Genomic DNA, 22597 nt, shown 5'->3' on the forward strand with positions numbered 1-22597 from the left:
GATGTTGTCAAGTATAAGTCACCACAGGATATGAAAGAGCACCAAACGGTGCTCTTTTGTTTACAAATTTAAGGAGGTAATTCATGGGTGCTTATTCAAACATATTACTCGAAGAAGAATGAATGTCAACTTTATCGGAAAAAGAGCTTCGAAAATTTTGATTAAAAAAATCTTTCAACGAACAAATTAATTTGGATTTTGAAAAGAAATATAAAAAGTCCGTAATCTTTAAAACACACACCACAAATTTACCGAAGATTGCAGCTAAGCAAATTTTTCTTTCAAAAACATTTTATGAAATGTTAAACACTAACGGTATCATGGGTAATTGTTTGGTAACACTAGGACTATTATGAAACTTAACTAACGAAGGTAAAGAGAAAGTAAAAAAAGAGCTGATAGCACCTATTTTAAAAATGGATGCATGTAACTTTCAAAAAATATTAAAACGTTTAAACGAAAAAGGAATTATTAATCTTGTAGGAAAAAGAAGAAAGGATATTTACTTTACACCATTTGCAATTAGTGAACTTTCTAACAAAACAGGAGAAGTTGATGGTATTTACATCAAAAGTGTTAGTCAATGAAAGTTTTTACTAACTTACGGTTATAAGTCTTTGTATTCGTTCATACTTTTAAAAAAAATTACTAGGAATTCAAAAAACAAAAAATATAAGACAACTTTAAAACAAATTTGCAAAAGAGAATATTTTAACGACACAATTCACCAAGTGCAAAATTCTCTTTTCAGAAAGATACTAAAAAGCGATAGTTCGATTTATCGTTTCTTTCAACTTATTCCAAAATGAATAAGAAAAAACAGTTCTTCAATTTTTCGCTACACTAAAAAGTGAATACGTAAAAATGATTTTGAAACAAAAAGGTTTTTAATTTTAAAAGATTTTTCTTTTTTAAGATTTTCTTTTTAATTTTAAAACACCTAGCAAGGAATTATAAATATTAGCTGACGAAGAAAGAGTGAAACTTTTTTATAATGCTTTGCGTTTATAAATATTGCATATTTGAAAATATGTTATTTAAACACGCATATATTTCAGTTATAGGTAATGGTTGACAAGTAAGAAAAGTGAAGAAGAGTGTTAACTCTTCTTCAAGAGACTTTTACTAATGTTTAATGATTGCTTAAATATTCTTTGCTTTTTTGATTATATGCATAGTACAGATAGTAAGAACTTCTATGTGGGAATTGATTTTATTTCCAATCGTACAACAAGTAAGAGAACCAAGTATTTAGAAGTTCATGATGTTAATTATCTAACAAGCGGTACATACTTTCGATATATCACAAGAAAAAGTGCTGCTATCGTACAAGAGAATTTATCAAACGATGAAATTGTAGAACAGTTTAAAAGCAAATTTGGAACTTATTATTACGAAGACAAGGTTAAGTATTTTCATTCATTTGTAAAAGCTAATAATAAGAATTTGAATGAAGAAAGTGGTTTATATAAACTTTTTGACACAGATGTTAAAAGTACTGATTTAGAACAAGCTATTAAAACATTAAAACGAAATAATCCAAGAACAGAATATTTAGACTTTGTTTTTAATGGTGGTGATAAGTTTCTTCGTGCTAACGTTTTTAGCAAGCAAGTTATTAGTGAAATGCTTTCAAACGTAATGCGTGAATTTTTGATTGATAATCAACTTTCTGAAAAAGAAATTAGTGGTTATTACGCAATACATGGAAATACTAATTTTCCACATATACATTTGCTTCTTTTTAGAAATACTAATCAATGAAAGTATTTGAAATACAACAAATTGTCTTTACAGCATCTAAAAAAGAATTTTCAAAAAGAACTTACCAAGTTTTCATCTGGTGAGAAGCTATATGAAGAAAGTTTGTTAAAAATCAGTGATTATTACGATACCAAGAAAATGGTAAAAGATACTTTCAAAGAAAACAAAATCAAGATTGATAGTGAAAAAGAATTTAATACAAGGTTTAATTTGTTAAAAAAAGAAATTCACACTAACAAAGGAACATTTAAAAATCAGAAACTTTGAGTACAAAAAGAACTTATCCAGATTGCTGCTAACTTAAAAAGTGACAATAGCAAACAATCAAGAGTTATTAAATCATGAAATGTTGCACTTAACAAAATGCAAGAAGAAGCTAATTGACACCGCTTTAATGGGAGTGATATTTTAGCTGATGAACTTGATGATTTTATTTCCAAAGAAAAACACCAACGTGATATTTATCTTGCAAATCAAGTAATTAAAACAATCATGCAGTCTAAGTATGTAAAAAAAGTTGCTTTTAGACTGTTAAGCTATGAAGATTTACAAATGATGAAAACAGAAAGGATTAGAGCTATGCAAAACTTTTTAAATTCAATTAATAATTATTCACCAACAATTATGAAAGCTGTTATTAAAAGCTAATGTATCAATTAAGAGCAATTTTATACTTTCGATTTTCACAGCGTTTAGGGAAAGAACTATGTAACTTATTACAAGAATTTTTAAACGAGTATTACGGAATGATTTTTGTTACCAAACAAAGAAGAATATTTTATAGACAAGAACCATACGTTTGTATTTTCATTGATTATCAAACTGATGCAACCGGAAACAAAGATGAAATAAATTGATTTTGTAACATCATTTTAAATGAGATTACTAAAATACCAACTATAAAGCAAATTTTAGAAGATGTAAAAATTGTTAAAAAAATTAGTAAGGTGATTTATGAAAAAACAAAAAGTTAAACAAATTCTATTAAGGTTTATCTTACTTTTATTTATTTTTGTGCTTTCTTTTTTACTAGTTACTTTTATTTTGATGCTTGCGTATTATTACAAACAACTAATACATCATTTTGAATATGATAACATCATATACTACTTCAAAAAGACTTTAACAAAACACCAAAACTTCTTAATGTACTTTTTACCTTTTTCAATTTCATTAATAACTTTAATTCATTGAATTTGATTTGCACCGAAAAGCAATTCAAGTAAAGTAACAATTAACGAAAGTTCTAATTACCTATACAACGAATATCTTGTTGGTGATTACAAAGAGTATGCAAGAGAACTAGATTTAACAAACAAAAAAGCAAACTGAGTTATTTCTTTTAAAAAAGTCTTTAATTGAAAGAAATTCCGAAACAATAAAATTAAATGAACGGTAAATAAAAAGGATATTCATTCTGTTGTTATTGGTGGAACTGGAAGTGGTAAGACGCAACGTGTCCTATTTCCTAATATCTTCTACAATGTTAATCTAGATTTTAAAGAACGTCCAAACTTTGTGTTAACCGACCCAAAAGGTGAATTAATTACAAAAACTGGAAAGTTATTTGTTGAAAATGGTTATGAAGTTAAAATTATTGATTTAGAAGATTACACTAAAAGTGAATTTTGAAACCCTTTACAAATTGCATGGGATACGCTTCACTGCAAGAAATTTCAAGAGTTAAATGATAAAGATTACTCGCAAGCATTTACTTATTTACAAGAGGTTGTAGCATCGCTTGATTGAGGTGATAGCTCGGGTGATAAATTCTGAGTTGAAAGTGCAAAGCAAATTGCAAATACCATTTTAAAGTATTGATTGCTTTTATCACTTGAAAACGAAAACTTTAAAAAATATCAAATTACACCTTTTCCAAAAGAAATGTTTTTACTTAGCAACATTACTAAAATGCTTGGTGTCAATCAATTTACAAATAACTTATGAAAAGAAATATCAGAGAAACTAAAATACACTGATATTTATTGAAATGATATTGCTACCGAAATTGAAGAAGTAACACAAATTACAGAAACTACATTAAGTGGTATTTTAAAAAACCTAGCAAGTGTTATTTTAGTATTTAGTCAAAACTCGGAAGTGAAGAATGTCACAAGCAAAGATACATTAAATTTTAAACAGCTGATTGCAAATAATGAAAATAAACCTTTTGCTGTGTTTATTAAATTTCCGGACGAAAAAGTCAGAGTTCATTTTTTAGTTAGTGTTTTAATCGATCAAATTTACAAACTATCACTTGAATACATTAATCATCTTCCAGCAAAGAAACTAGAAAGAAAATTAATGTTTATTCTTGAAGAAATGGGTTCATTACCACCAATACCCAAATTTGATAGCAAAATTTCAATTGCACGTAGTAGAAACATTTTCTTTTTAATGGTACTTCAAGATTACGAACAGTTAAAAAAATATGGAACACACAAAGGTGAAAATAAAATTATTCAATCTAATGCTGGTTTAACTTATATGCTTGCTAGTGAAAACATAGACACTTTAAAAGAAATTTCTACCAAAATGGGTGACAAAGAAATACGTAAAAAGAGTGAGAATTATTCACTAGGAACAAAAATGGGTGGTTCGAATTCTTTTTCAATTGAAACTAAACCACTGATGAGCGTTGATGAACTTAAAAATAAAGAAGCTGACAAAATGATTGTGTTACTTGCTGGTAACAAACCGATTGTAATTAAATCGCGTTTAGCGTATAAAGAGTTTCCGAGTTATTTTGCAAAAGATAGAGAGTACATACTTGAAAGTAAAAATGAATTAGCAAGTAAAGAAGTGACTAATTATGATTTACAAACCTATTCTTCACAAAAAAACAGCAAGCAAATTAATCTTGCAATTCAAGAAGCGTATAAATTCTACGGAAAAGCAGAGCTAAAATTACCAAAAGCTAATTTCGAAGGATATAAAAATGCACTAGAAAGTTTAGAAATTATCATTAGTAAATTAAAAAAGGAAGAGCATGACGTTAGATAAATTTAAACAAATGTTAAAAATTTTTGAACTAAAAAATATCAGTAACTGAAAAATTAGCGATTTTATTGAATATCTTGCTAGTACTAACGATATAAATGCATATTTTTTTACTAAGTTATGATTATTTGATAACAACTTAAAATGAAAAGATTTTAATGCTTGTGATGAAGATGATGCAAAAATTCTTCCAATTTATTCAAGTGATAAAAATTTTGTAAATTGAGAGCAATCTTGTGAGATTGATACTGCTAACACCATTGATTTTGATAATGAAAAACAAACTTTTAATTTTATTATGGAATATTTATATTACAAAAGATTTTATTTTCAAAACAAAGCTGAAAGAACACAAATAGCTTTTATGAAAAAACAAAATCTTGTTAAAGAAGAAAAAGTGGAAATTCAAATTGTGGATTTTGAAATGGGAATTGAGAAATTAGGGTACCACATTATTTATCAAAATGAAGAAACAATTATTCAAAAGAAAGTTGTTGCATATATCTTTTTAAATCGTACTGCAAAATCAATTCAAATGCATTTTAATTCTTTGTTAAACGCTTTATGTGAAATTTTGCTAACCAGAGAAATTAAGAGCATCGTTAACAACGAATGTTATTTTACTTTTTACGAAGAAGATAAAACTAACATTTTATTAAAAGTAGCAAATTACATTTGTGTAATGCTTTTAGTAAAGCATCTGAATTTACAAGCTACTACTAACAAAAAAGAAATTGATAACTTGCAAAAAATAATTGCTAGTTGAAATTTAGATATTTATTCAATTCAAGAAGTTTTATTATGAATTACTTACTTATTAGCAACAAAACTAAAAAAAATTGTAAACGAAGCAAAAAAAGATTATAGAGAAGTTGCTAAAAAAATAGAAAAAACTAAAAAAGAACTACAACTAAGTAGTTAAAAAGAGGGAAATATGGATAAAAAAAGTAAATTTAAATATTCTTTAAATAAACCTTTTTATAAGCATGGTTCAGTTAATGTTCTTAATGATGCTTTTGAAAAATTTATTAATTATGAAGTTGATGTAAATAAAAGCATCAAAAGTAACTTTCAAAAATTTTTAAAAGAGTATTTAGAAAATTTAAACGATTTAGAACTATTTAAAAAAGGAAGTTCAATTTTTGATGAAATTGATTTTTTAAGAATTAGTAAAGAAATTTCACAAAATGCATCAAAAAATGAATTTTACAAAAAAAGTATTGAAATTTTTTTAGAAGATTGCATGAAAATTAATGCACTGAATTTTTTACTAAATTACTTTGACGCAAAAAGTCCACTTACTATTAATAATTTTATAGCTATAAAAAGTGCAAATATCACAGAAGATACTATCTTAAAAGATATTGCATTAATTTAATAATTTTGAGCTTAACGCACAAGAGAGCATACATTTAAATTCACGATAATAATAACTTAAACCTCATAAATAACTTATATAGCTCCTTTAAAAAATGTGTGCTCTCTTGTGTGTTAAGCAAGAAAGTAAAAATAAATTTAACAATGTTAAGCGGAAGAATTGCAAAAGAAGTAATTTTACAAGAAGGAAAAAATACCCATTATGTTAGTAATCAACTAGCGGTGCAAATTAATGAAAAAATGACGGATTACATACCTTTTATGCTATTTAGCGAAAATGCAAAAAGTTTTGCAAAGCTATTAGAAAAAGGTGACTTAATTTCAATTGTAGGAAAAACTAGATATGGTAAATATCAATCTAACAACGCAGAAATTGAAAGAATTTACTTACAAATTGATAGCTTTTCAATCTTAGAAAGTAAAGAATATAGAGAATATCGCAAACAAAGAAAAACAGAAAGTGAAGAAAAAAGTTAATGTTTGATGATTTAAATTTTTTAGATAGAGATGAAATTTCACGGAAATTCAACTTAATTAGTTTTGATGATTGATTAGAAAGAAAAGATATTTTTGAAGGTGAAAGATTAGAAAAAATTAATTATGTTAGTTCTAATTTAAAAATAGCTTTAAAAAAAGCAATGCTTTTAATTAATAATGAAAACGCAAATTACTTTTTAATTACAAAAGAAAATCAATTAGGAAAATACTTTAAAGTATTACCGCTTAAAAAAATTAGTAAACCGCATTTTGAAAATTCCAAGCAAGAAGAAAGTTGAAATGCAAACAACTGTGTAATCAAACAACAACAATTTGAAAACGAGGTGAAATTAGCTGGTTTTGATTTAGATGATAAAGAGCGAATTACTTATTTATACACGTCAAATTTTAAATTGTATTATGGTGAATACTATCACAAAAATGATTTAAAAAAGCTGTCTATAAGAGAGTTATATCAGCAAAATCATGAATATATTAATGAAGTTCTTTTAACAAACAAAGAAGCTAAGCAAGAATATCAAAGACGTATTACAAAATATAAAAAAGATATTGAAGAATTAACTAAGAAAAAAATAGTTTTTTGCTAGAAAGGAAAAAATGAAAAAAACACTAGCTAACGTGCTTGATGAAATAGCACAAAAATACAGCTTAATGACTTTTGATGACTGATTAAGCGAAAACAACATTTTTTCATCAGAAAACTGAGAGTATTTTTATCAGCAAAAATATCCTGACTATGAAAAAGATGCAAGTTGATGAAAAATTAGACTTGAATATGAAAATTTAAAAAAACATGATGATTATTATCAGCTTACACCACAATATGAATTAGAACCTCTTAGCAAAGAAGAGGTACGAAAAATGTATGATGATGAAACAAAAGTTTTTGAAAATGAAGTGCAGGATGAAGATGATTTTGATTTTTATAGAAACGAAAACGAAATTTACAGCGATGATGAGCTGCAAGAACAATTTCAAAGTTTAGAATTATTAACTATAAAAGATATTCATGACTTAGAAATTGTAAATGAATTAATTAACGGTTTAAAGGAAGATACATTCTATCAGCTTAGTGCTGACGGGAACAAACTGATTGAAAGAAACGAAGATGAAATTTTTAATCAGTACGTTGATGAAGTTATTAAACTAGATAAAAGAGCGTATGCAAAATACGAAAAACTAGAAGCAAAAGTTGAAAGAACTAGATAGGAGAAAAAATGAACTTAGCAATATTAACTGGAAGAGTAGCACATGTTACTGAACTTAAACATACAAATGATAACGTACCGTATGTAGATACAACACTTGCGGTAGAAATAGCGGAAGGGAAAACAGATTTTATTCCATTTCGTATTTGAAATAAAAATGCAGAAAACTTTGCAAAAATGGTAGAAAAAGGTGATTTATTAAAGCTGGATGGAAAAGTACGCTTTAAATCTTACAAAGATAAAAATGGTAACAACCATGCTGAAATGGAACTTGAAATTAATAAGTTTGAAATGCTTGAAAGTAAAGAATACAAAGCTTGAAGAAAGCGTAATAATGCAAAAGAACAGGATGCAATAATTGACACAGAAAAAGATTTTAAAAATTTAAAAACAATTACAGTAAGTGAAAATAAAAATTACCTATTTGAAGATGAAGAAGAGATGGTGGAAGAGCAAAACAAAAACGAAGAAACTATTTTAGTTAGATAGAGGAAGATATGGAAGAAAATAAACGTAAACGGAAGAATATCATAGCAGGTACAATTTTAGGTTTAGGTATTGCAAGTGCAATTATAATTCCAAGCATGCTTTCACAAGGTTGCAAAATGAAAAATGAATTAACAACAATTCAAAATCAACTTCAAAAAATTCTAAAAGAATTGCAAGACACTAACTTATTATTAAAACAAAGACAACATGAATTAGAAGAAAAGAAAAATAATTTAATGGTGCTTGTCGGTAATGATAGCATTAATGAAAATGAAATTGATGCAAAAAAAGGTAGCGTTCTTTTTGAACTTAGAGAGGATATTGCTCGTGGTGAAGAGGAAATATCTTTATTAAAGAAAAAGATAGCGAAATTAACTTCTGAAAAAGAAGTTTTACAAAATCAGTTAGCTGATGAAATTATAAAAAATGAAGCATTAACGAAAAAAGTTGATGAATTGCAAAGTAATCTAACAAAAGAAATAGCACAAAAAGAAGCGTTAATGCATCAGCTAACTAAGGAACGTGAAGAGACACGAAAAGAAAAAACACGTTTACAAGCACAAATAGACGAAAATAACATGACAATCAGGTTATTAGATGTAAATATACAAAGACTTGAAAAAGAAAATGCTGATAAAGATGAAGAAATTGCAAAATTAAAAACTGAAAAAACACAGTTACAACAAGAAAATGAAGAGCAAGCTTTAAAAATTAGTTCACTACAAGACTTGTTACTCGAAAACTACAAATATCAAATTTCAACGCTTGCAAAAGTAAAAGATGGTGTTGATTTTTCTAAAATGATGTTTGATAAAATCGCAAATGCTGAATATAGCTTTTTTATGAGTTTAGAGGATGAAACATCACTAAAACAAAGAGCAAAAGAGTTATCTGACAAATTAGCTAAATCAATTGATGCAATTGATAAAGAAGTAGAAGCATCAATGCATAAAAAACTTGATGCAGAAACTAATGGAAGTTATAACATGCTTAATCCAATTTTGGTAAATGATTTTATCGAAACTTCAAAAACAGCAATTGAAAATCTAACAGCATTACAAAAAGAAATTATTGATAAATATGCAACAAAACTTTCGGAAGTTTTAAAAGAAAAAACGCAGTTAGAAACAGAATATCAAGACAAGTCAAAATTATCACTTGATAGCGTAAAAACTACTCTTGATGCTCTTTTAGATGTTGCAAGTACTAATGAGGAACTTAGCGAAGAAAAAACGCAGTTAGAAAATTTAAAAAATAAATTTGTTAATAAAGAAGCACCAAGAACAATCGAACAAGCAAAAGAGCTATTTATTGGTGCTAACGAAATTGCAAGCACTATTACTCAGTTATTACCTAAAATACAAGAAAAAGTTATTGATGCAAATAAAACAAAAAACGCAGAAAATTATGATGCTTTAATCAGCTCTGTAAAAGAAAAGTTTGCAGTACAAAAAGCAAAAATCAGTGAAATTATTGAAACTTTTAAAGATAATAGTGAATTTAATGATTTAAAAACAAAAATGCAAGAATATGCAAATGCAATTGTAGAAGATGCTGATTTAACTACTGTTGAAAGCAAAGTAGCAAAAATAAAAGAGTATATTGCAAAAACTACTGAAATTGCTACTGGTTCGTTAGAGTTAATGAAAGAGTTTGCTAATAAGCAAAAAACAAAAATTGATGAAAAAGGTACCGAACTTACAGATGTAAAAAGAAAGTTATCAAATTCTAATTCTGGAAATGCAGATGCAGAGCGTCAAATTCAAGAATTAACAAATAAAATTTCTAGCCTAACAATGCAACTAGGAACAAAAGATACATTGATAAGAGAAAAAAATGATGAAATTGAAAGATTGAAAAAAGAACTTGCAAAAAGTTCATCAACACCATCAGTTGATACAAGTAATTCAAGTTATAAGTTTAAGCTTGCAATCCCAATTGAGTATGATGAAAAAGATTATTTCATTAAAAATGCTGAAAAAACTATTCAAGATGAATTTGTTTTTATCAATTCTAAATTTACAATTAAAATTAATGATGTAAAAAATCAAATTCCTGCTGGTAAAGAAGTGGATATTAAAGCTACTGTTGACTGACACGGTATGACAAGAGATATTAAAATAGCACATATGACTTCTGATAAAATAATATATTATTCAAGTTCTTTTAATAATTATAGTATTGATAATATGTCAGTTTCTAATCCAACAAATAAAAATAATGATAAAAACGGTATTTTACTGTCACTTTTTGATGGTTATTATGGTTCCCATGTTGTTCCTACCGGTTCAGCCGGTCCAAGTGGTTATCCAACTACTACTAGTGAAAGAAATGGTTACTTTACAAAATACACTTATCAAAATGTTTTAATGTTTCCTACCAGCTTTAGTATCGGTATTCCGATTACAGTACCGGTTGGTAATCAAGAAAGTATGAAAAATATTGATTTGGATATGAGTAGTAGATTTGATTTTAAAATTCCAGACAGAGAAAATGATAGACAATATTCAAAACAATACACTTACTTTTTTAATGATGACGATAGGGTTAATGTTAAATACTTTGTACCAAGAATTGTTAATGCTTGATTTGAAGAAATTTAAGAAAACAAATAAGAAGCTTGCTTCTTATTTTTTTATTTTTGATAAAAAGTTATAAAAAGTTATATAATTTTTATATATAAAAATTATATAACTAGGAGTTATCATGAAGAAAGCAAAAATTATATTACCTGTTTTAATTGGTTTAGCAATCCCGACAGCTATTTGCAGTTATTTAATTATTAAAAATCAAACACAAGCAAAAAAAACAGAAAAAGTTAATGAAGAAAAAAGCGATAGCAAAGTAAACGCAAGAGATGTAACACTTGTAGAAAAAAATAATTTAAACGATGCTACTCTTACAAAAGAAAATAATCAAAAAACAAAAGAACCACAAACAAATACTAATCCAGCAAAAAATATTCAAGAAGATAATAGCATTGCAAAACAAGAAAATAAAAATAATATAGAACCCAATAATAACAATGCAAATACCAACAATAACCAAAAAAATCAAGCTACTCTAAATACTACAACAGTAGAAGAAGACAGACAAAAATCTAAATATGAAATTTCACGAAAAATTGATATTGAAGAACTTGATAAACTTTTAAAAAATAGCTTACAATTATCATCTGATGCAACGTGAAAAAAAATCATGAAAGATGAATATGCACGTTTAATTAATTTCGCAGGAAAAGATAGTTTTGATGACGAAAGAGATAACTTTTTTAATGTTACATACAACTGAAACAATATTGTAAAAACAATAGATGAAATGAAAAAATTTTATTTTACTGATGAAAGTAAATTAGAGCAATTAAAACAAGAATGAGCTAATAAATACGCATTAGGTGATTATATTAGTTATGAGTTACAAAAAGAATTTCAAAAAGAAGTATTAATTTCAGAACTAGTGCAGTTAGAAGAATATTTTACAACAAGCGATAAAATATGATTGCAAATTGAAAATCGTCTTAAATGAATGATTGCAGCTGTTAAAAATAATTACGATAAAAACAATCAAATTAGCTGAGGAATTGATGACAGTGATAATTTCAGCACCACACCAAAAAAATATGTAAGCGAAACAGCTAGTCCATGAGTAAATTTAGAATATGTAGCTAAATGAATTCGTTTTTACAAATCAATTAAATGAATTAAATTTGAACCAAGTGAAGGTATTGATGAAATACATGATGAAGATGTAATTGCTTTCCAAGATTATAAAAAATACCCAGAAGGTAGCAAAGAAAGAAATGATGTACTAAAAGCATTACATTTTGAACGCTATAAACATGAACTAAAAATATACAAAGATATTAGTGAAAGTTTATATTCAAAATATTCTGATGCAAGTGCTTATAGTAGTTATAATATTTACTTGAATGACTTATTTACACAACCTAACTTTTTTATTGATAATGCATTAAATTTTCGTCAATTAAAAACTGGAAAAGATAACTACCAAGAAATTACTAAATTTATTGAAAACTGAAAAAGAGTACTTCCTAAAATTATTAAAAAAGGTTGAAGTGATGAACAAATTATTAAAGCTCTTAGCATTTACATTACAAGTAACTCCTTATATTTAACTAATCCACTTTATAGAAATGATAAATATAAAACAATAAAAAATTATAATGATAATCACTTTGAAAGTCCTATTGCACTTTTTGAAAATGAACGCAGCTTAATGTGTAACGGGTATGCTACTAATCTGTCAATGAGCTTAACTCTTCTTAATAAACCTGTTAGATTAATTAGCGTTGATACCAAGCAAACAGCACCACAATTTCCACAAGGTTTCGGACACGCATATAACGAGGTGTGACTAGACGGAAGATGAAAGGTTGTTGATTTAACAGTCAATGATAAATGAGAAAAAGATTATTTTCAAACATATGAAGTAAATTTAAATAATTTAATTCGTGAAAGAAACGATAAATTTATTACAGAAAACTTTTTAATTTGATATGACGATTTTCAAGCTACGTTATCAAAATATAAAAATCCACGTGAATACGAATACGATAAAATTAATGAAATTTACGATGAATGAAAAGAAACACAAAAAGCTAGTTAATTCTAGCTTTTTTAATATAACATATTATCATATAAAATATAATATTATATTAATTTATAATATAAGTATTTAATAAATGTTGTTTTTGTAAATTTACTATATTTGATGTTTATGTTATACAAATATTAATAGTAACTATTTTATACTAACAAAAATGCAATGATGTTATACTTACTCTAAACTTGTTAAAGCGTTCAATAGCTGCTTTTAAATACTGCTATTACAACTTAAATTACCAAAAGCTAGAATGTAATATTTAGTACAACTTTGATTAGATGTTAATCTTTGCTAGTATTTTACATATTACTTTATCATATCTTATCATATATTATGATATTTATTGTATTAAAAAATCTGACAAAGATTTGTCAGAAATTATTGTTATTTCTTGCTGTTACTCTAAAAATTAATAAGCTACTTTTTAGTATATTCCCATATGATTTGCTCGATAGTTTGCGAGCGGTTCATAACTGGATAAAAGTTTTTTTGAATGTAGTCAACTTTTGCAAGTGCTTTTTGTGATAAGGTAATTGCTATCGCTTTCTTCTTACCTCCATCAACTTCTACTTTTTTAGTTTCTGTGTTTTCTGCAATATTTTCAATTCTATCTTTGAGTGATTTCATGTCTCTCCTTTTATATATTATATTATACGATTTTATCATATTTTATACTATCATTAGTCAAATCTAATCTTAAAATCTATTTCATCGTAAAAATTATTAAATACTTTTTTATAAGCATAATTTCCATTTAACATTAAAAACGGTTTGTTACCAATTAAAGTAGCACTACGCGGTATTGAAGAATGCTTAATGAAGTTGTTTGAAAAGTTTAGGTTTAAGTAATGTTCTTTTAAAACTGCAAATAATTCTTGTTCTGTTTTTGAACGTGAATTTGTATCAGTTGCAACAAAACTTAATATTTTTAATTTTGAATTTTTTGTAGCTGACTTATTAATAAAATCATGTACTGCTTGAATTCCTTTTATTGATGAAAAATCTAAATTATAAGGAATAATTAAGTACTGACTTGCAAGAAGCACATTATATAAAAGATTACTTAATGCTGGTGATGTGTCAATAAAAATATAATCATATGCTTTTTTTTCAAGAATATCATTTATTAAATTTGTAAATAAATAAACTTTTTCATTGTTGTTTATTTTTTCAATAAGTAGTTCATCAAAATCAAACAACTTTATTGAACTATTAATAAAGTCAATATTAAAATCAGTTTTGATAATTGCTTTTTTATAAGAAACATTCCTAAAAAGAATATCATATAAATCGTGCTTTCCTTTTTTAATATTAAACGTTTCTCGAATGTTATCTTGTGGGTCGGTGTCAATTATTAAAACTCTTTTTGATTGCTTAGCATAATATACTGCGTGATTACTTGTTAAAGTAGTTTTTAATACTCCACCTTTATTATTTAAATAAGTTATAATTTTTGTTTTCATACTTATATTATATCATAATATAGAATATGATAATATAATAATTAATATTATTAATAAAAAAGAAGCAAATCGCTTCTATTTTTGTTTTTAAAGTATTGTTTTTTACTTTATAAATCTTTCTTTTAGACAAATAAAATTATTTATTTCATTTTAAAATTTCGTTGTAATCAATATTTGCTGTTCTATTTATTTCAGTAACTATTTTGTTTATTTTTCCATTTTCTAATGAATTTATAATGTTAACAAAATCTGTAAGAATTTGATTATTAGTTTTTAACAATTCACACATTAAATTTGTTGTTGTATCAAAGTCTTTAACGTAAATCTTATGAATAAAAACATTGATTTTAGAAATATTTTCGATTAAAAAACTGTAAAAATCATTGATAGAGTAAGTTTCCTTAAAAAAGTAATAAAAGTTATCTTTAAAAACTTTTGTTTCTTTTAAATCTTTAAGATATTTAAATTCATTATCTTGTGTAATACTTAAAATATTATGAAAAAGAGTACTAAAACCATTTATATTTTGGTTATTATATGAACCTAATAAAGCTCTTAGTATTTTATTTTTGTTTTCTTCCTTATTAAACTCTAAGCTTTGTTTCATTTCTCTTAAACATGAAATACTTTGTTTAAATTCCTTTTTTAATTCTAAATTATAAGTATGGTAAGTTTGAAAGCATTTAATTAAAATAAGTTTCAGAATATATTCACACATTGTTCTAACTGCTGATTGAATAGCATTTAAAAAATAAGAATTTTCCTCTTCCTTAGAATTATGAATAATTTGATTTGTCAATTCAAATAAAGCATCTACTTGCTTAGATTTTAATGTTTTAATAAGAGTTTTAGACAAATCAAATTGATAAATTCTTTGATTAATTAATTCTTCAACGTTTTCATTTTCAACTTCTTTTTCTTTTATTGAAATTAATTCAAATTCACTCATAGTTGAAAACTTATTAATAAAATCCATTTTTGTTAATTTTTGATAATGTAAATTTAAATGGTAAGAACATAATTTTTTCATCTCATCAATATTTTCGTATTTAAATCGCGTAGTTTGTAAACCTTTTTCTTTTAAACTATTAATAAAACTTAGCACATTAGTAAGCTGAAATTGTCCTTTATTAATTCATTGTCTTCCTTGATTTTCAAATTCTAATTTATAAAATTCTTCAATTTTTAAATTAGGATTAATTGCTAATAACACATTTTTCAATGTTATTCTAACAAATTTAGTCAAAAAAGCGGAAGGTTTCATTTTAGATAATTGTTTTAAAACTTCTTCTTGCGAATAGTTACTATTATTTTTTAATTGTTGAATAAGAAAGCAAGCTTCTGTGTAGTCTTCAAATAAAGATTTTGAACTTTTATTTAAAAGACTTTCAACTTTTGCTTCATCGATATCTTTAAGTGTATATCAATTTTCATTTAAGAAAATCAAATATATATCACTGTAATATTTACCCTTACTTCAAGATGAATAACCTACGTTTTTACCACCAGTGTGCTTTTTAAATAAAGAGTTAAAAATATCTTGATTATTATCATAAACTGCAAAGTTTTTACTTTCTAAATTAACAAATTGCTCTGAATTTCAATTTATCGTTTCTTTAATTTTCTTTAAAAAATTATAAAAAAGAATATATTTTTCAGCAACAGAACTATTAAATTTTTGTTTTTCTAATTCATTGTATTTGTATAAAGCTGATAAATATTTTTCAATATTAGCTAGTATTTTTACACAAGCAATTCTACGATTACCTTCAATAACAATGTATTTATCATCTTTTTTAATTAATTGTATTTTTTCATTGACTGAATATAATTTTTTGCTAATTGATTTAAGAAGCTCTTCAAAAGCATCTTTTTCATCATTATAAAGCAACACCATTTGTTCTATTTCGTGATACAAATCATAATTTTTGTCTGCACTTTTAAATTGACTTAAAAAATCAAATTCTAAATTACCTATTATTTCAAACCTAGGGTTCCATAAAGCAAGATGTAACTCTTCTTCTTTTATTAAATTATTCATAAAACATCCTTTTATAAATTCTATCAATAAGAATATACTGTTATTAAATCTTTTTCAAAATTAAGATGCGATCTATTTTTGTGCTACCACTTTTTCTATCAAGTATTTTGAGAACCTTTTTATTATCATTTATTTCTTGTGTGTGTATTTTTACCAATTGATATGGTACATTATCTTTGATTTTTTTCCATGTATCAATAGCTAGTTTTTTACCTTTTGCATCTCCTATTACAAGACAAACAATTGCGTCATTTTTTAATTTAGGGTAAATATTTTCTAAATACTCCATAATAAAATTACAGTAGTTAGTGAAGTTATGTTTATCATCAAGTATAATTTCATTTTTTAAATTTTGACGCTGATAACCAAGAAGTCAAAGTCTAATTCAATTACTACTTGCATAATTTACCATGTTTAAATATGGTGGTGAAGTAAAGACAAATGCAACACTTTCTCTTTTAACAAAAGAAAGATTATTAAGAGAATTGTGATATTCTAATTTTAATTGTGGTTTATATTCAAAGTCGATATATCTATTTTTAATTCTATCTCTTAATAAATCAAAAGTGTTATAGTAACGAATTTCAAGATTGTTTTCTTTAACATATTTTTTAATATAGTTGGGTGTCATTGAAATGGTATTAACCATATCTACACTTAGATACGCACTAGTTTTATCTTTTTTTGACTTACCTTGCATGATTGAAAAAAGATAACTAATAATTGTTATATCAACATCATTTAAGTTAAGATAATTTATCCCTAACTTACTTTTAAAAAACAATAGTTCTTGATATGTTTTTGGGTGATAAATATATTCAAAATCTTCTTCTATCTTCTGATATTCATCTGAATTTATTTTGTTGAACTCCAATTCTAGCTGTGTAATACGTTTGAGTAATTTTTCTTTACTTACATTAACAGATTTTGCTTTACTAATAACATATGCATACGGGTTTAAATCGTTACCTACAAAATTTCTATTTAAAAGACGACAAGCAAAAAGAGTTGTTCCTCTTCCTGAAAAATTATCCATTACTAAATCATTTGGTTTAGTATATTTTTCTATGAAGTCAATCGGGACACTTAAAGGAAACATTGCTAAGTAGCTATTTAGACTGTTAAAATTAATTATTTTTTTATTTAATTCCATATTACTCCATTAGTATTGGTCTTTTCATCATATTTTTTATTTCTAAAAAAATTATAACATATATTTTGTATATATACAAAATATATGTTATAATTAAATTGCAAGGTCGGTTATACTCGAATATAACTAGTTTACGATTATCTTGTTAAAGTTTTATTTTAAACTTTAAAATAAAGGAACTCTTATAAGGAAAATATTATTAAGTATTCTCCCTATTTTTGCAACACTTTTATCTAGTTGCATTGATGTTTCAAAAGATAATCATAAAAATTCTGTAACTTACATTTATAATGGAAAAACCATTTATTCAAAAAATAATGATAATTATTTAGATTTACAAAGTAATGAAGAAATAGATTGAAATAAGCTTTTCTTTTGAAACAAAGATTATGTACTTGATAAAAACGCAAAACTTCCTACTATTGGAACATTAAGCAAAAATATTAGAGAGAAATTTTCAATTTATAGATTAATTCAAAATCCTAAACTTGTTAATGTTTATAGAAAAAATATTGCACTATTTTTTAACAAGTTAAGAGAATTTTCTAAACAAACAAGTTTAAGTCCTCCAAATTATGAAAATATATTTTTCTATGTTTATCAAGACTTTTTTAAAAGTATGGTTAATGACTATATAAAAGAAAATAAAAATATCTTAGAAGAAAAAGATATTACAAAGTTAAAAAAATTAAAATTTGAAAATTTAGTGCAAGAAAACTTTGCACTCGAACTTAGTCAAATTAACACCGATATACTTTTTGAAATTAAATTTAACTTGAAGGTAATAATTGATAGTTATAAGGAAATTAATTTAATGATTTCTTATTTACAGTGACTGAGAAAATTTTTAAGTTTTTATGATAAAGATAGCAAGGAAGCAAAACAAGATTATGAAAAATATAAAAAAGATAAAGAACTTAACATTCAAAAATTAATTAGAACTTCTTATTTAAAATTTTTCAAAAGTGACACATACATTTTTATGAGTATCACCAACGAAAATACAAATAACATTTATTACAACTTAGGAATGATTAATAATCAAGAACAAGAAAATGACAGTCAAATTACATTAAGCATGTTTTTTGATGGTGATAGTTTGCTTGCAACACAAAGTGTTGATTTTAGAGATTTTTTAAGTTGAGAATATTTCATGAATGCTAATTTTGAGTTAAATAGTTTAAAAAACTATATTAATGAAAATGAACTAAACGCAAATTCACAAGAAATTAATATATTAAGCAAACACCAAGAATTTATAAATATAGATATGTTAAAGCATAAAAAAGAAACGTTAAAAACTACTAAAAATTACAACCTAATCGAGCAAATTTTTAATAATGGTTTAGCTAGTGAGTTAGGTTGAGATTACTATTTAAAAAATAAGGAGGTGTAATGTTTACAAGAAACTTATACGAAGAAACAGAAATCATTTCAAATGCTCTCGAAAAAATCGCAAATCCAGTTATGAAGATTATTTTTGATGTACTAAAATACTTATTACCAATTATTGTGGTAATTTTGATAATTTATATCGTGATTAATTACGTACATATGACAAAAAGCGAAGAACCAAATAAACAACTTTTTCACAAAAAAAGTGTAATTCTTGCGATTATTGGTATCGTAATTTGCGTTATCGCTTATCCAATTGCTTATTTTATTACTTCATCTTTAATCGGTGATGGTGAAAATACAAAAGAACTTATCACTCTCGCTTCTAATTTAAACAATTTATCAATTAGCAATAACATATCAAATATCTATTAATGTTTTTTACTGCAATAATTTTTAATTTACTGTGAAGCTTCTCGCGTCTTTGTTTGTTTATTTTAAAATATCTTTTTATCATTTTTTATTGAATTTGTTTTGAACTTCCTAGTTACATGCTTTTTGGTGAAAATAGTGAAACAGCAATTGACAACATTTTAAACAATGGTGCACCACATTTATTTTTCGCATTTTTTAAAACCAGCTTAATTATTTTTACCATTTTACTTCTTGTCGGTATTATCAAAGTGGTACGCGAAACAGGTGCAAATAAATTTAGTTATACCACCTTACTTTGAAATAGCATCAAATATACGCTTTTTATTTTGCTTGTTGCTCTGGGATTATTTTTATTTATATTATCTGTAAAAACTCTACTTGCGTTAACTTTGCAAAAAGATAGTATTTACAATTTAGCTGACGGTATTTTTTTAAGTATTAAACCAAAAGAAATATCCCAAACTGACTGAGAAAATATCATGGAACATAACTATGATATTCCTTCAAGTATTCGAAACCAAATGGATAATGCTATTTCATTTGCAATCACTGGTTTTGTTGTAAGCATTCTTTCGGTTGTATTTTTAGCAATGACAATTTTTGGTGCGGTAGGAAAAGTGCTAGAAATTTACTTTCTTTTCGTTGTATCACCATGAGTTGCCGTTTTTACTGTTATTGACAAAGGGCAAAAAATGCGTATGTGAATACAAATGGTTGTTGGAAAAATTCTTGCACTTCTTTTTTATATTGTTGCAATCAATATTTTTACTAACTTTATTTCACAAGCAATGATTTACGTACGCAAAGATTTTGATAATGAAATTGTTGTTGTAATTACCCAAATTATTCTAATTGTTGGTGGAATGATGGGACTTGGTGGTATTAGCAATGTTGTTATGAGCTTTGTTGGTGAAAAACTGGGAATGCGTGAAAGTATTAATGAAATATCACAAATTGGTAAATTTGCTGTCGGGACAAAATCAATGATGCTTGGAGCTGGTGCTATTGCTGGAAAAGCTCTTCTTGGTAAGGGTGGAATGACACTAGCAAAAGAAAAACTTGGAAATAGCGTTCTTGGAAAAGGAATAGATGCAATTAAAAACACGGGAATTAGCGGAATGTTAAAAGCAAGTGCAAAAGGTACAGCTACTGCTGGTAGAAATGTTATTCGTTACGGTTCACAAGCAGGTAATATTGTTGGTAACGCAAAAAGTTTAATAGGTGACTTATCAAAAATGAATAAAAAAATGAAGCAAAACAAATATGGAATAATCGATCGTCTTGGTGCTATGAAAAATAACTTTAAAGACAATAAAGGATTTATCACAAAAAGCGTAGTAAACCGAGATGCATTTAACGCATACAACAAAGCACAAGCACAAGCGAAAAAACTTGACAAGGTAAAAGCAATCCAAGAAATACAAAATCAGTACAAACAAACGTACGAGCTTAACACCGAAGAAGACTTTGAAAAGTTAAATACAGATTTAAAACTAGACAAAGAGGCTTCAAAAGTTGCTAGTGATATGGGTAATGAAAAAGATGCTAAGTTTATAAGAAAAAGAAGCAAACTAAGAAGAAAGGAAGTATTTAATAAATAATGCTGTATTCAAAAGATTTGAAGAAAAAACAAGTTTTCAAATTAGGTTTATCAATATATGAAATATTAGTTTTTGTAGTCGCAATTATAATTAGTTTTTTCATATTTTGAAAACTAACTGGAAGCAGAGTTATTAATAGCATTTTTGCAATTTCTAATTTTCTTGTAACTGCAATTTTTATGATTAAGTTACCAAGAAGCAAAACAAGAATTTATAAACTGCTTTGATATAAAATTGTTTATCTTTTTAGTAAAAAAGAATACAAAGCAAGCGAAAAAGAAATGATTTTTGCTTACAAAGAAATTAGACACAATGCATTAGTACTTAAAAATAATAATAAAATAAGCGTAATTGCATTTAACGGAAAAAATATTTATAACGGTGATGAAATAGAAATTAAATCTTTTTTAGAACGTCTTAAAAATGAAATTGAAACAATAAATGGAAGATTTGAAATTGTTCGTTTAAAAGAAAAAACATCATACGAGCAAAATTGCAAATTCATTTTAGATGCTGCTACTAATAATGAAAAAAATATTGAAAGTAACGAAGTACTACAAGATTATTTAATTGAAACACAAACTAACTTTTTACAATTAGAAGATGTAAGTTTAATTGACAAATATTACATTTTATTAATCAGTAATTCATTTGATACTTTATATAAAGACACACAAAACATAACTAATGCTTTTAACATGCTAGGAATGAGTGCAACAACGCTAGAAAAAGATGAATTAATTGAATTTGTAGCAAAAATGCATGGATATAAAATTAGCGAAAAAGCAAAAGAGTACGAAGAAAATATTTACAATCAAAAAACAGAAAAAATTCACAAAGAAACTTTAAAAAATAAAAATTTAAAAGAAAAGTTGTTTTTACTTGTTAATTCAATAATTCATATTTTTTATCTTAGAGAAAGAAAAAATGAGTTTTTACTAGCAAAGAAGAGGTTCAACTAGCAAAAGAAAAACAAAAAATTTCTTTCAAAGAAGCTAAAAAGCTTATTAAAGAACAAAAGCAAAATAACAAAAAAGAAAAGATAGATTTAATTGATTGTTATGAAATTAATGAAGTGTTAGTAAAACCCAACTATATTAAAATAAATGATACTTTTATTACATATCAAAAAATTAGTAATCTTCCAATTCAATTAAATTACGGTTGAATAAAAGATATTTTTACTAGTGATAGTGATGTAACAATTAAAGTTACTTCACTAAACGAAAAACAAACACAAAAACTTTTTAATGCAAGTATGCTTTTCAATCAAATGAATATTAACGGAAGTGGAAATAAAAAATACACTTCATCAAGTAAAATGGTAGAACAAGAAGCGATGCAATATACACTTGATAAAATTACAGCTGAAAATAATTTAATGTATGAAATTTCAATTTTAGTTGTAACAAAAGCTGCTTCACTAAAAGAATTAAAACAAAAAATTTCAATGAATGAAAAAATTGCTCGCTCGCTAAAAATGGAAATTAAATTAATTAATAACAAAATGTTTGACGAATATAAATTAAGTATTATGGGAAATAATATTAGTGATGATGATACTATCTTTTTACCATCTTCATCCTTAATTAATGGTTACGGTTTTACAA

At 25.6% G+C, this 22597-nt stretch carries 21 protein-coding genes; 17 read left to right on the top strand and 4 right to left on the bottom strand.

Going from position 1 to position 22597, the window contains the following annotated elements:
* Positions 1-83: 83 nt before the first annotated feature.
* From EI91_RS03280 to EI91_RS03335, 12 genes are all read left to right on the top strand, one after another.
* Positions 84-929, top strand: a complete 846-nt coding sequence (locus tag EI91_RS03280) for a hypothetical protein (protein ID WP_036453044.1) — start codon at positions 84-86, stop codon at positions 927-929.
* A gap of 241 nt (positions 930-1170) precedes the next feature.
* A complete protein-coding gene (locus EI91_RS03285) occupies positions 1171-2412 on the top strand; it encodes a hypothetical protein (protein WP_036453045.1) in 1242 nt (413 codons plus the stop codon).
* Positions 2412-2738, top strand: coding sequence for a hypothetical protein (locus tag EI91_RS03290; protein ID WP_036453048.1), 327 nt, complete (start codon positions 2412-2414; stop codon positions 2736-2738). The genes EI91_RS03285 and EI91_RS03290 overlap by 1 nt, the downstream gene beginning before the upstream one ends.
* Positions 2719-4767 carry a type IV secretory system conjugative DNA transfer family protein gene (locus EI91_RS03295; protein WP_036453049.1) on the top strand — a complete coding sequence of 683 codons (2049 nt, stop codon included), beginning with the start codon at positions 2719-2721 and terminating at the stop codon, positions 4765-4767. The genes EI91_RS03290 and EI91_RS03295 overlap by 20 nt, the downstream gene beginning before the upstream one ends.
* Complete coding sequence (locus EI91_RS03300; RefSeq protein ID WP_036453050.1) at positions 4754-5686, top strand: hypothetical protein; 933 nt, start codon at positions 4754-4756, stop codon at positions 5684-5686. The genes EI91_RS03295 and EI91_RS03300 overlap by 14 nt, the downstream gene beginning before the upstream one ends.
* 12 nt (positions 5687-5698) lie before the next feature.
* On the top strand, positions 5699-6142 hold the full coding sequence (locus tag EI91_RS03305; protein ID WP_036453051.1) for a hypothetical protein: 444 nt from the start codon (positions 5699-5701) through the stop codon (positions 6140-6142).
* A 143-nt stretch (positions 6143-6285) separates the two neighbouring features.
* Complete coding sequence (locus EI91_RS03310) at positions 6286-6618, top strand: single-stranded DNA-binding protein (protein ID WP_036453053.1); 333 nt, start codon at positions 6286-6288, stop codon at positions 6616-6618.
* Complete coding sequence (locus EI91_RS03315) at positions 6618-7226, top strand: hypothetical protein (protein ID WP_036453055.1); 609 nt, start codon at positions 6618-6620, stop codon at positions 7224-7226. Before EI91_RS03310 ends, EI91_RS03315 begins: the two co-directional genes overlap by 1 nt.
* Before the next feature lie 10 nt (positions 7227-7236).
* A complete protein-coding gene (locus EI91_RS03320; RefSeq protein ID WP_036453057.1) occupies positions 7237-7848 on the top strand; it encodes a hypothetical protein in 612 nt (203 codons plus the stop codon).
* Between the two features lie 8 nt (positions 7849-7856).
* Positions 7857-8336, top strand: a complete 480-nt coding sequence (locus tag EI91_RS03325; RefSeq protein ID WP_036453058.1) for a single-stranded DNA-binding protein — start codon at positions 7857-7859, stop codon at positions 8334-8336.
* Between the two features lie 8 nt (positions 8337-8344).
* Positions 8345-10939: a CCDC158 family protein gene (locus EI91_RS03330; RefSeq protein WP_036453059.1), complete on the top strand. Its 2595-nt coding sequence runs from the start codon at positions 8345-8347 to the stop codon at positions 10937-10939.
* A gap of 103 nt (positions 10940-11042) precedes the next feature.
* Positions 11043-12962 (top strand): hypothetical protein, encoded by a 1920-nt coding sequence (locus EI91_RS03335; protein WP_036453061.1) that lies wholly within the window; start codon positions 11043-11045, stop codon positions 12960-12962.
* Positions 12963-13376: 414 nt separating this feature from the next.
* Here EI91_RS03335 and EI91_RS03340 read toward each other — a convergent pair whose 3' ends face one another.
* The 4 genes from EI91_RS03340 to EI91_RS03355 all read right to left on the bottom strand — a co-directional run bounded on the left by EI91_RS03340 (position 13377) and on the right by EI91_RS03355 (position 17616).
* Complete coding sequence (locus EI91_RS03340) at positions 13377-13586, bottom strand: hypothetical protein (RefSeq protein WP_036453063.1); 210 nt, start codon at positions 13584-13586, stop codon at positions 13377-13379.
* A 53-nt stretch (positions 13587-13639) separates the two neighbouring features.
* Positions 13640-14422 (bottom strand): ParA family protein, encoded by a 783-nt coding sequence (locus EI91_RS03345; protein WP_036453065.1) that lies wholly within the window; start codon positions 14420-14422, stop codon positions 13640-13642.
* A 136-nt stretch (positions 14423-14558) separates the two neighbouring features.
* Positions 14559-16463 carry a hypothetical protein gene (locus tag EI91_RS03350; protein ID WP_036453068.1) on the bottom strand — a complete coding sequence of 635 codons (1905 nt, stop codon included), beginning with the start codon at positions 16461-16463 and terminating at the stop codon, positions 14559-14561.
* Positions 16464-16506: 43 nt separating this feature from the next.
* Positions 16507-17616, bottom strand: a complete 1110-nt coding sequence (locus tag EI91_RS03355; RefSeq protein WP_051789193.1) for a DNA methyltransferase — start codon at positions 17614-17616, stop codon at positions 16507-16509.
* A gap of 619 nt (positions 17617-18235) precedes the next feature.
* On the opposite strand from EI91_RS03355, the gene EI91_RS03360 reads away from it, so the two are divergent.
* The 5 genes from EI91_RS03360 to EI91_RS03380 form a co-directional block, all read left to right on the top strand.
* Positions 18236-19012, top strand: coding sequence for a hypothetical protein (locus EI91_RS03360; protein WP_036453070.1), 777 nt, complete (start codon positions 18236-18238; stop codon positions 19010-19012).
* Positions 19012-19386, top strand: coding sequence for an Mbov_0395 family pilin-like conjugal transfer protein (locus tag EI91_RS03365; RefSeq protein WP_036453072.1), 375 nt, complete (start codon positions 19012-19014; stop codon positions 19384-19386). The genes EI91_RS03360 and EI91_RS03365 overlap by 1 nt, the downstream gene beginning before the upstream one ends.
* A complete protein-coding gene (locus EI91_RS03370; RefSeq protein ID WP_342666445.1) occupies positions 19386-20987 on the top strand; it encodes an Mbov_0396 family ICE element transmembrane protein in 1602 nt (533 codons plus the stop codon). The genes EI91_RS03365 and EI91_RS03370 overlap by 1 nt, the downstream gene beginning before the upstream one ends.
* A complete protein-coding gene (locus tag EI91_RS03375) occupies positions 20987-21949 on the top strand; it encodes a hypothetical protein (protein WP_036453077.1) in 963 nt (320 codons plus the stop codon). The genes EI91_RS03370 and EI91_RS03375 overlap by 1 nt, the downstream gene beginning before the upstream one ends.
* Before the next feature lie 113 nt (positions 21950-22062).
* The coding region (locus EI91_RS03380; RefSeq protein WP_036453079.1) for a hypothetical protein at positions 22063-22597 on the top strand (535 nt) is incomplete at its 3' end.

Source organism: Mycoplasma buteonis (assembly GCF_000733865.1).
In the GTDB taxonomy this organism is placed as follows: Bacteria; Bacillota_I; Bacilli_A; order Mycoplasmatales; family Metamycoplasmataceae; genus Mycoplasmopsis; species Mycoplasmopsis buteonis.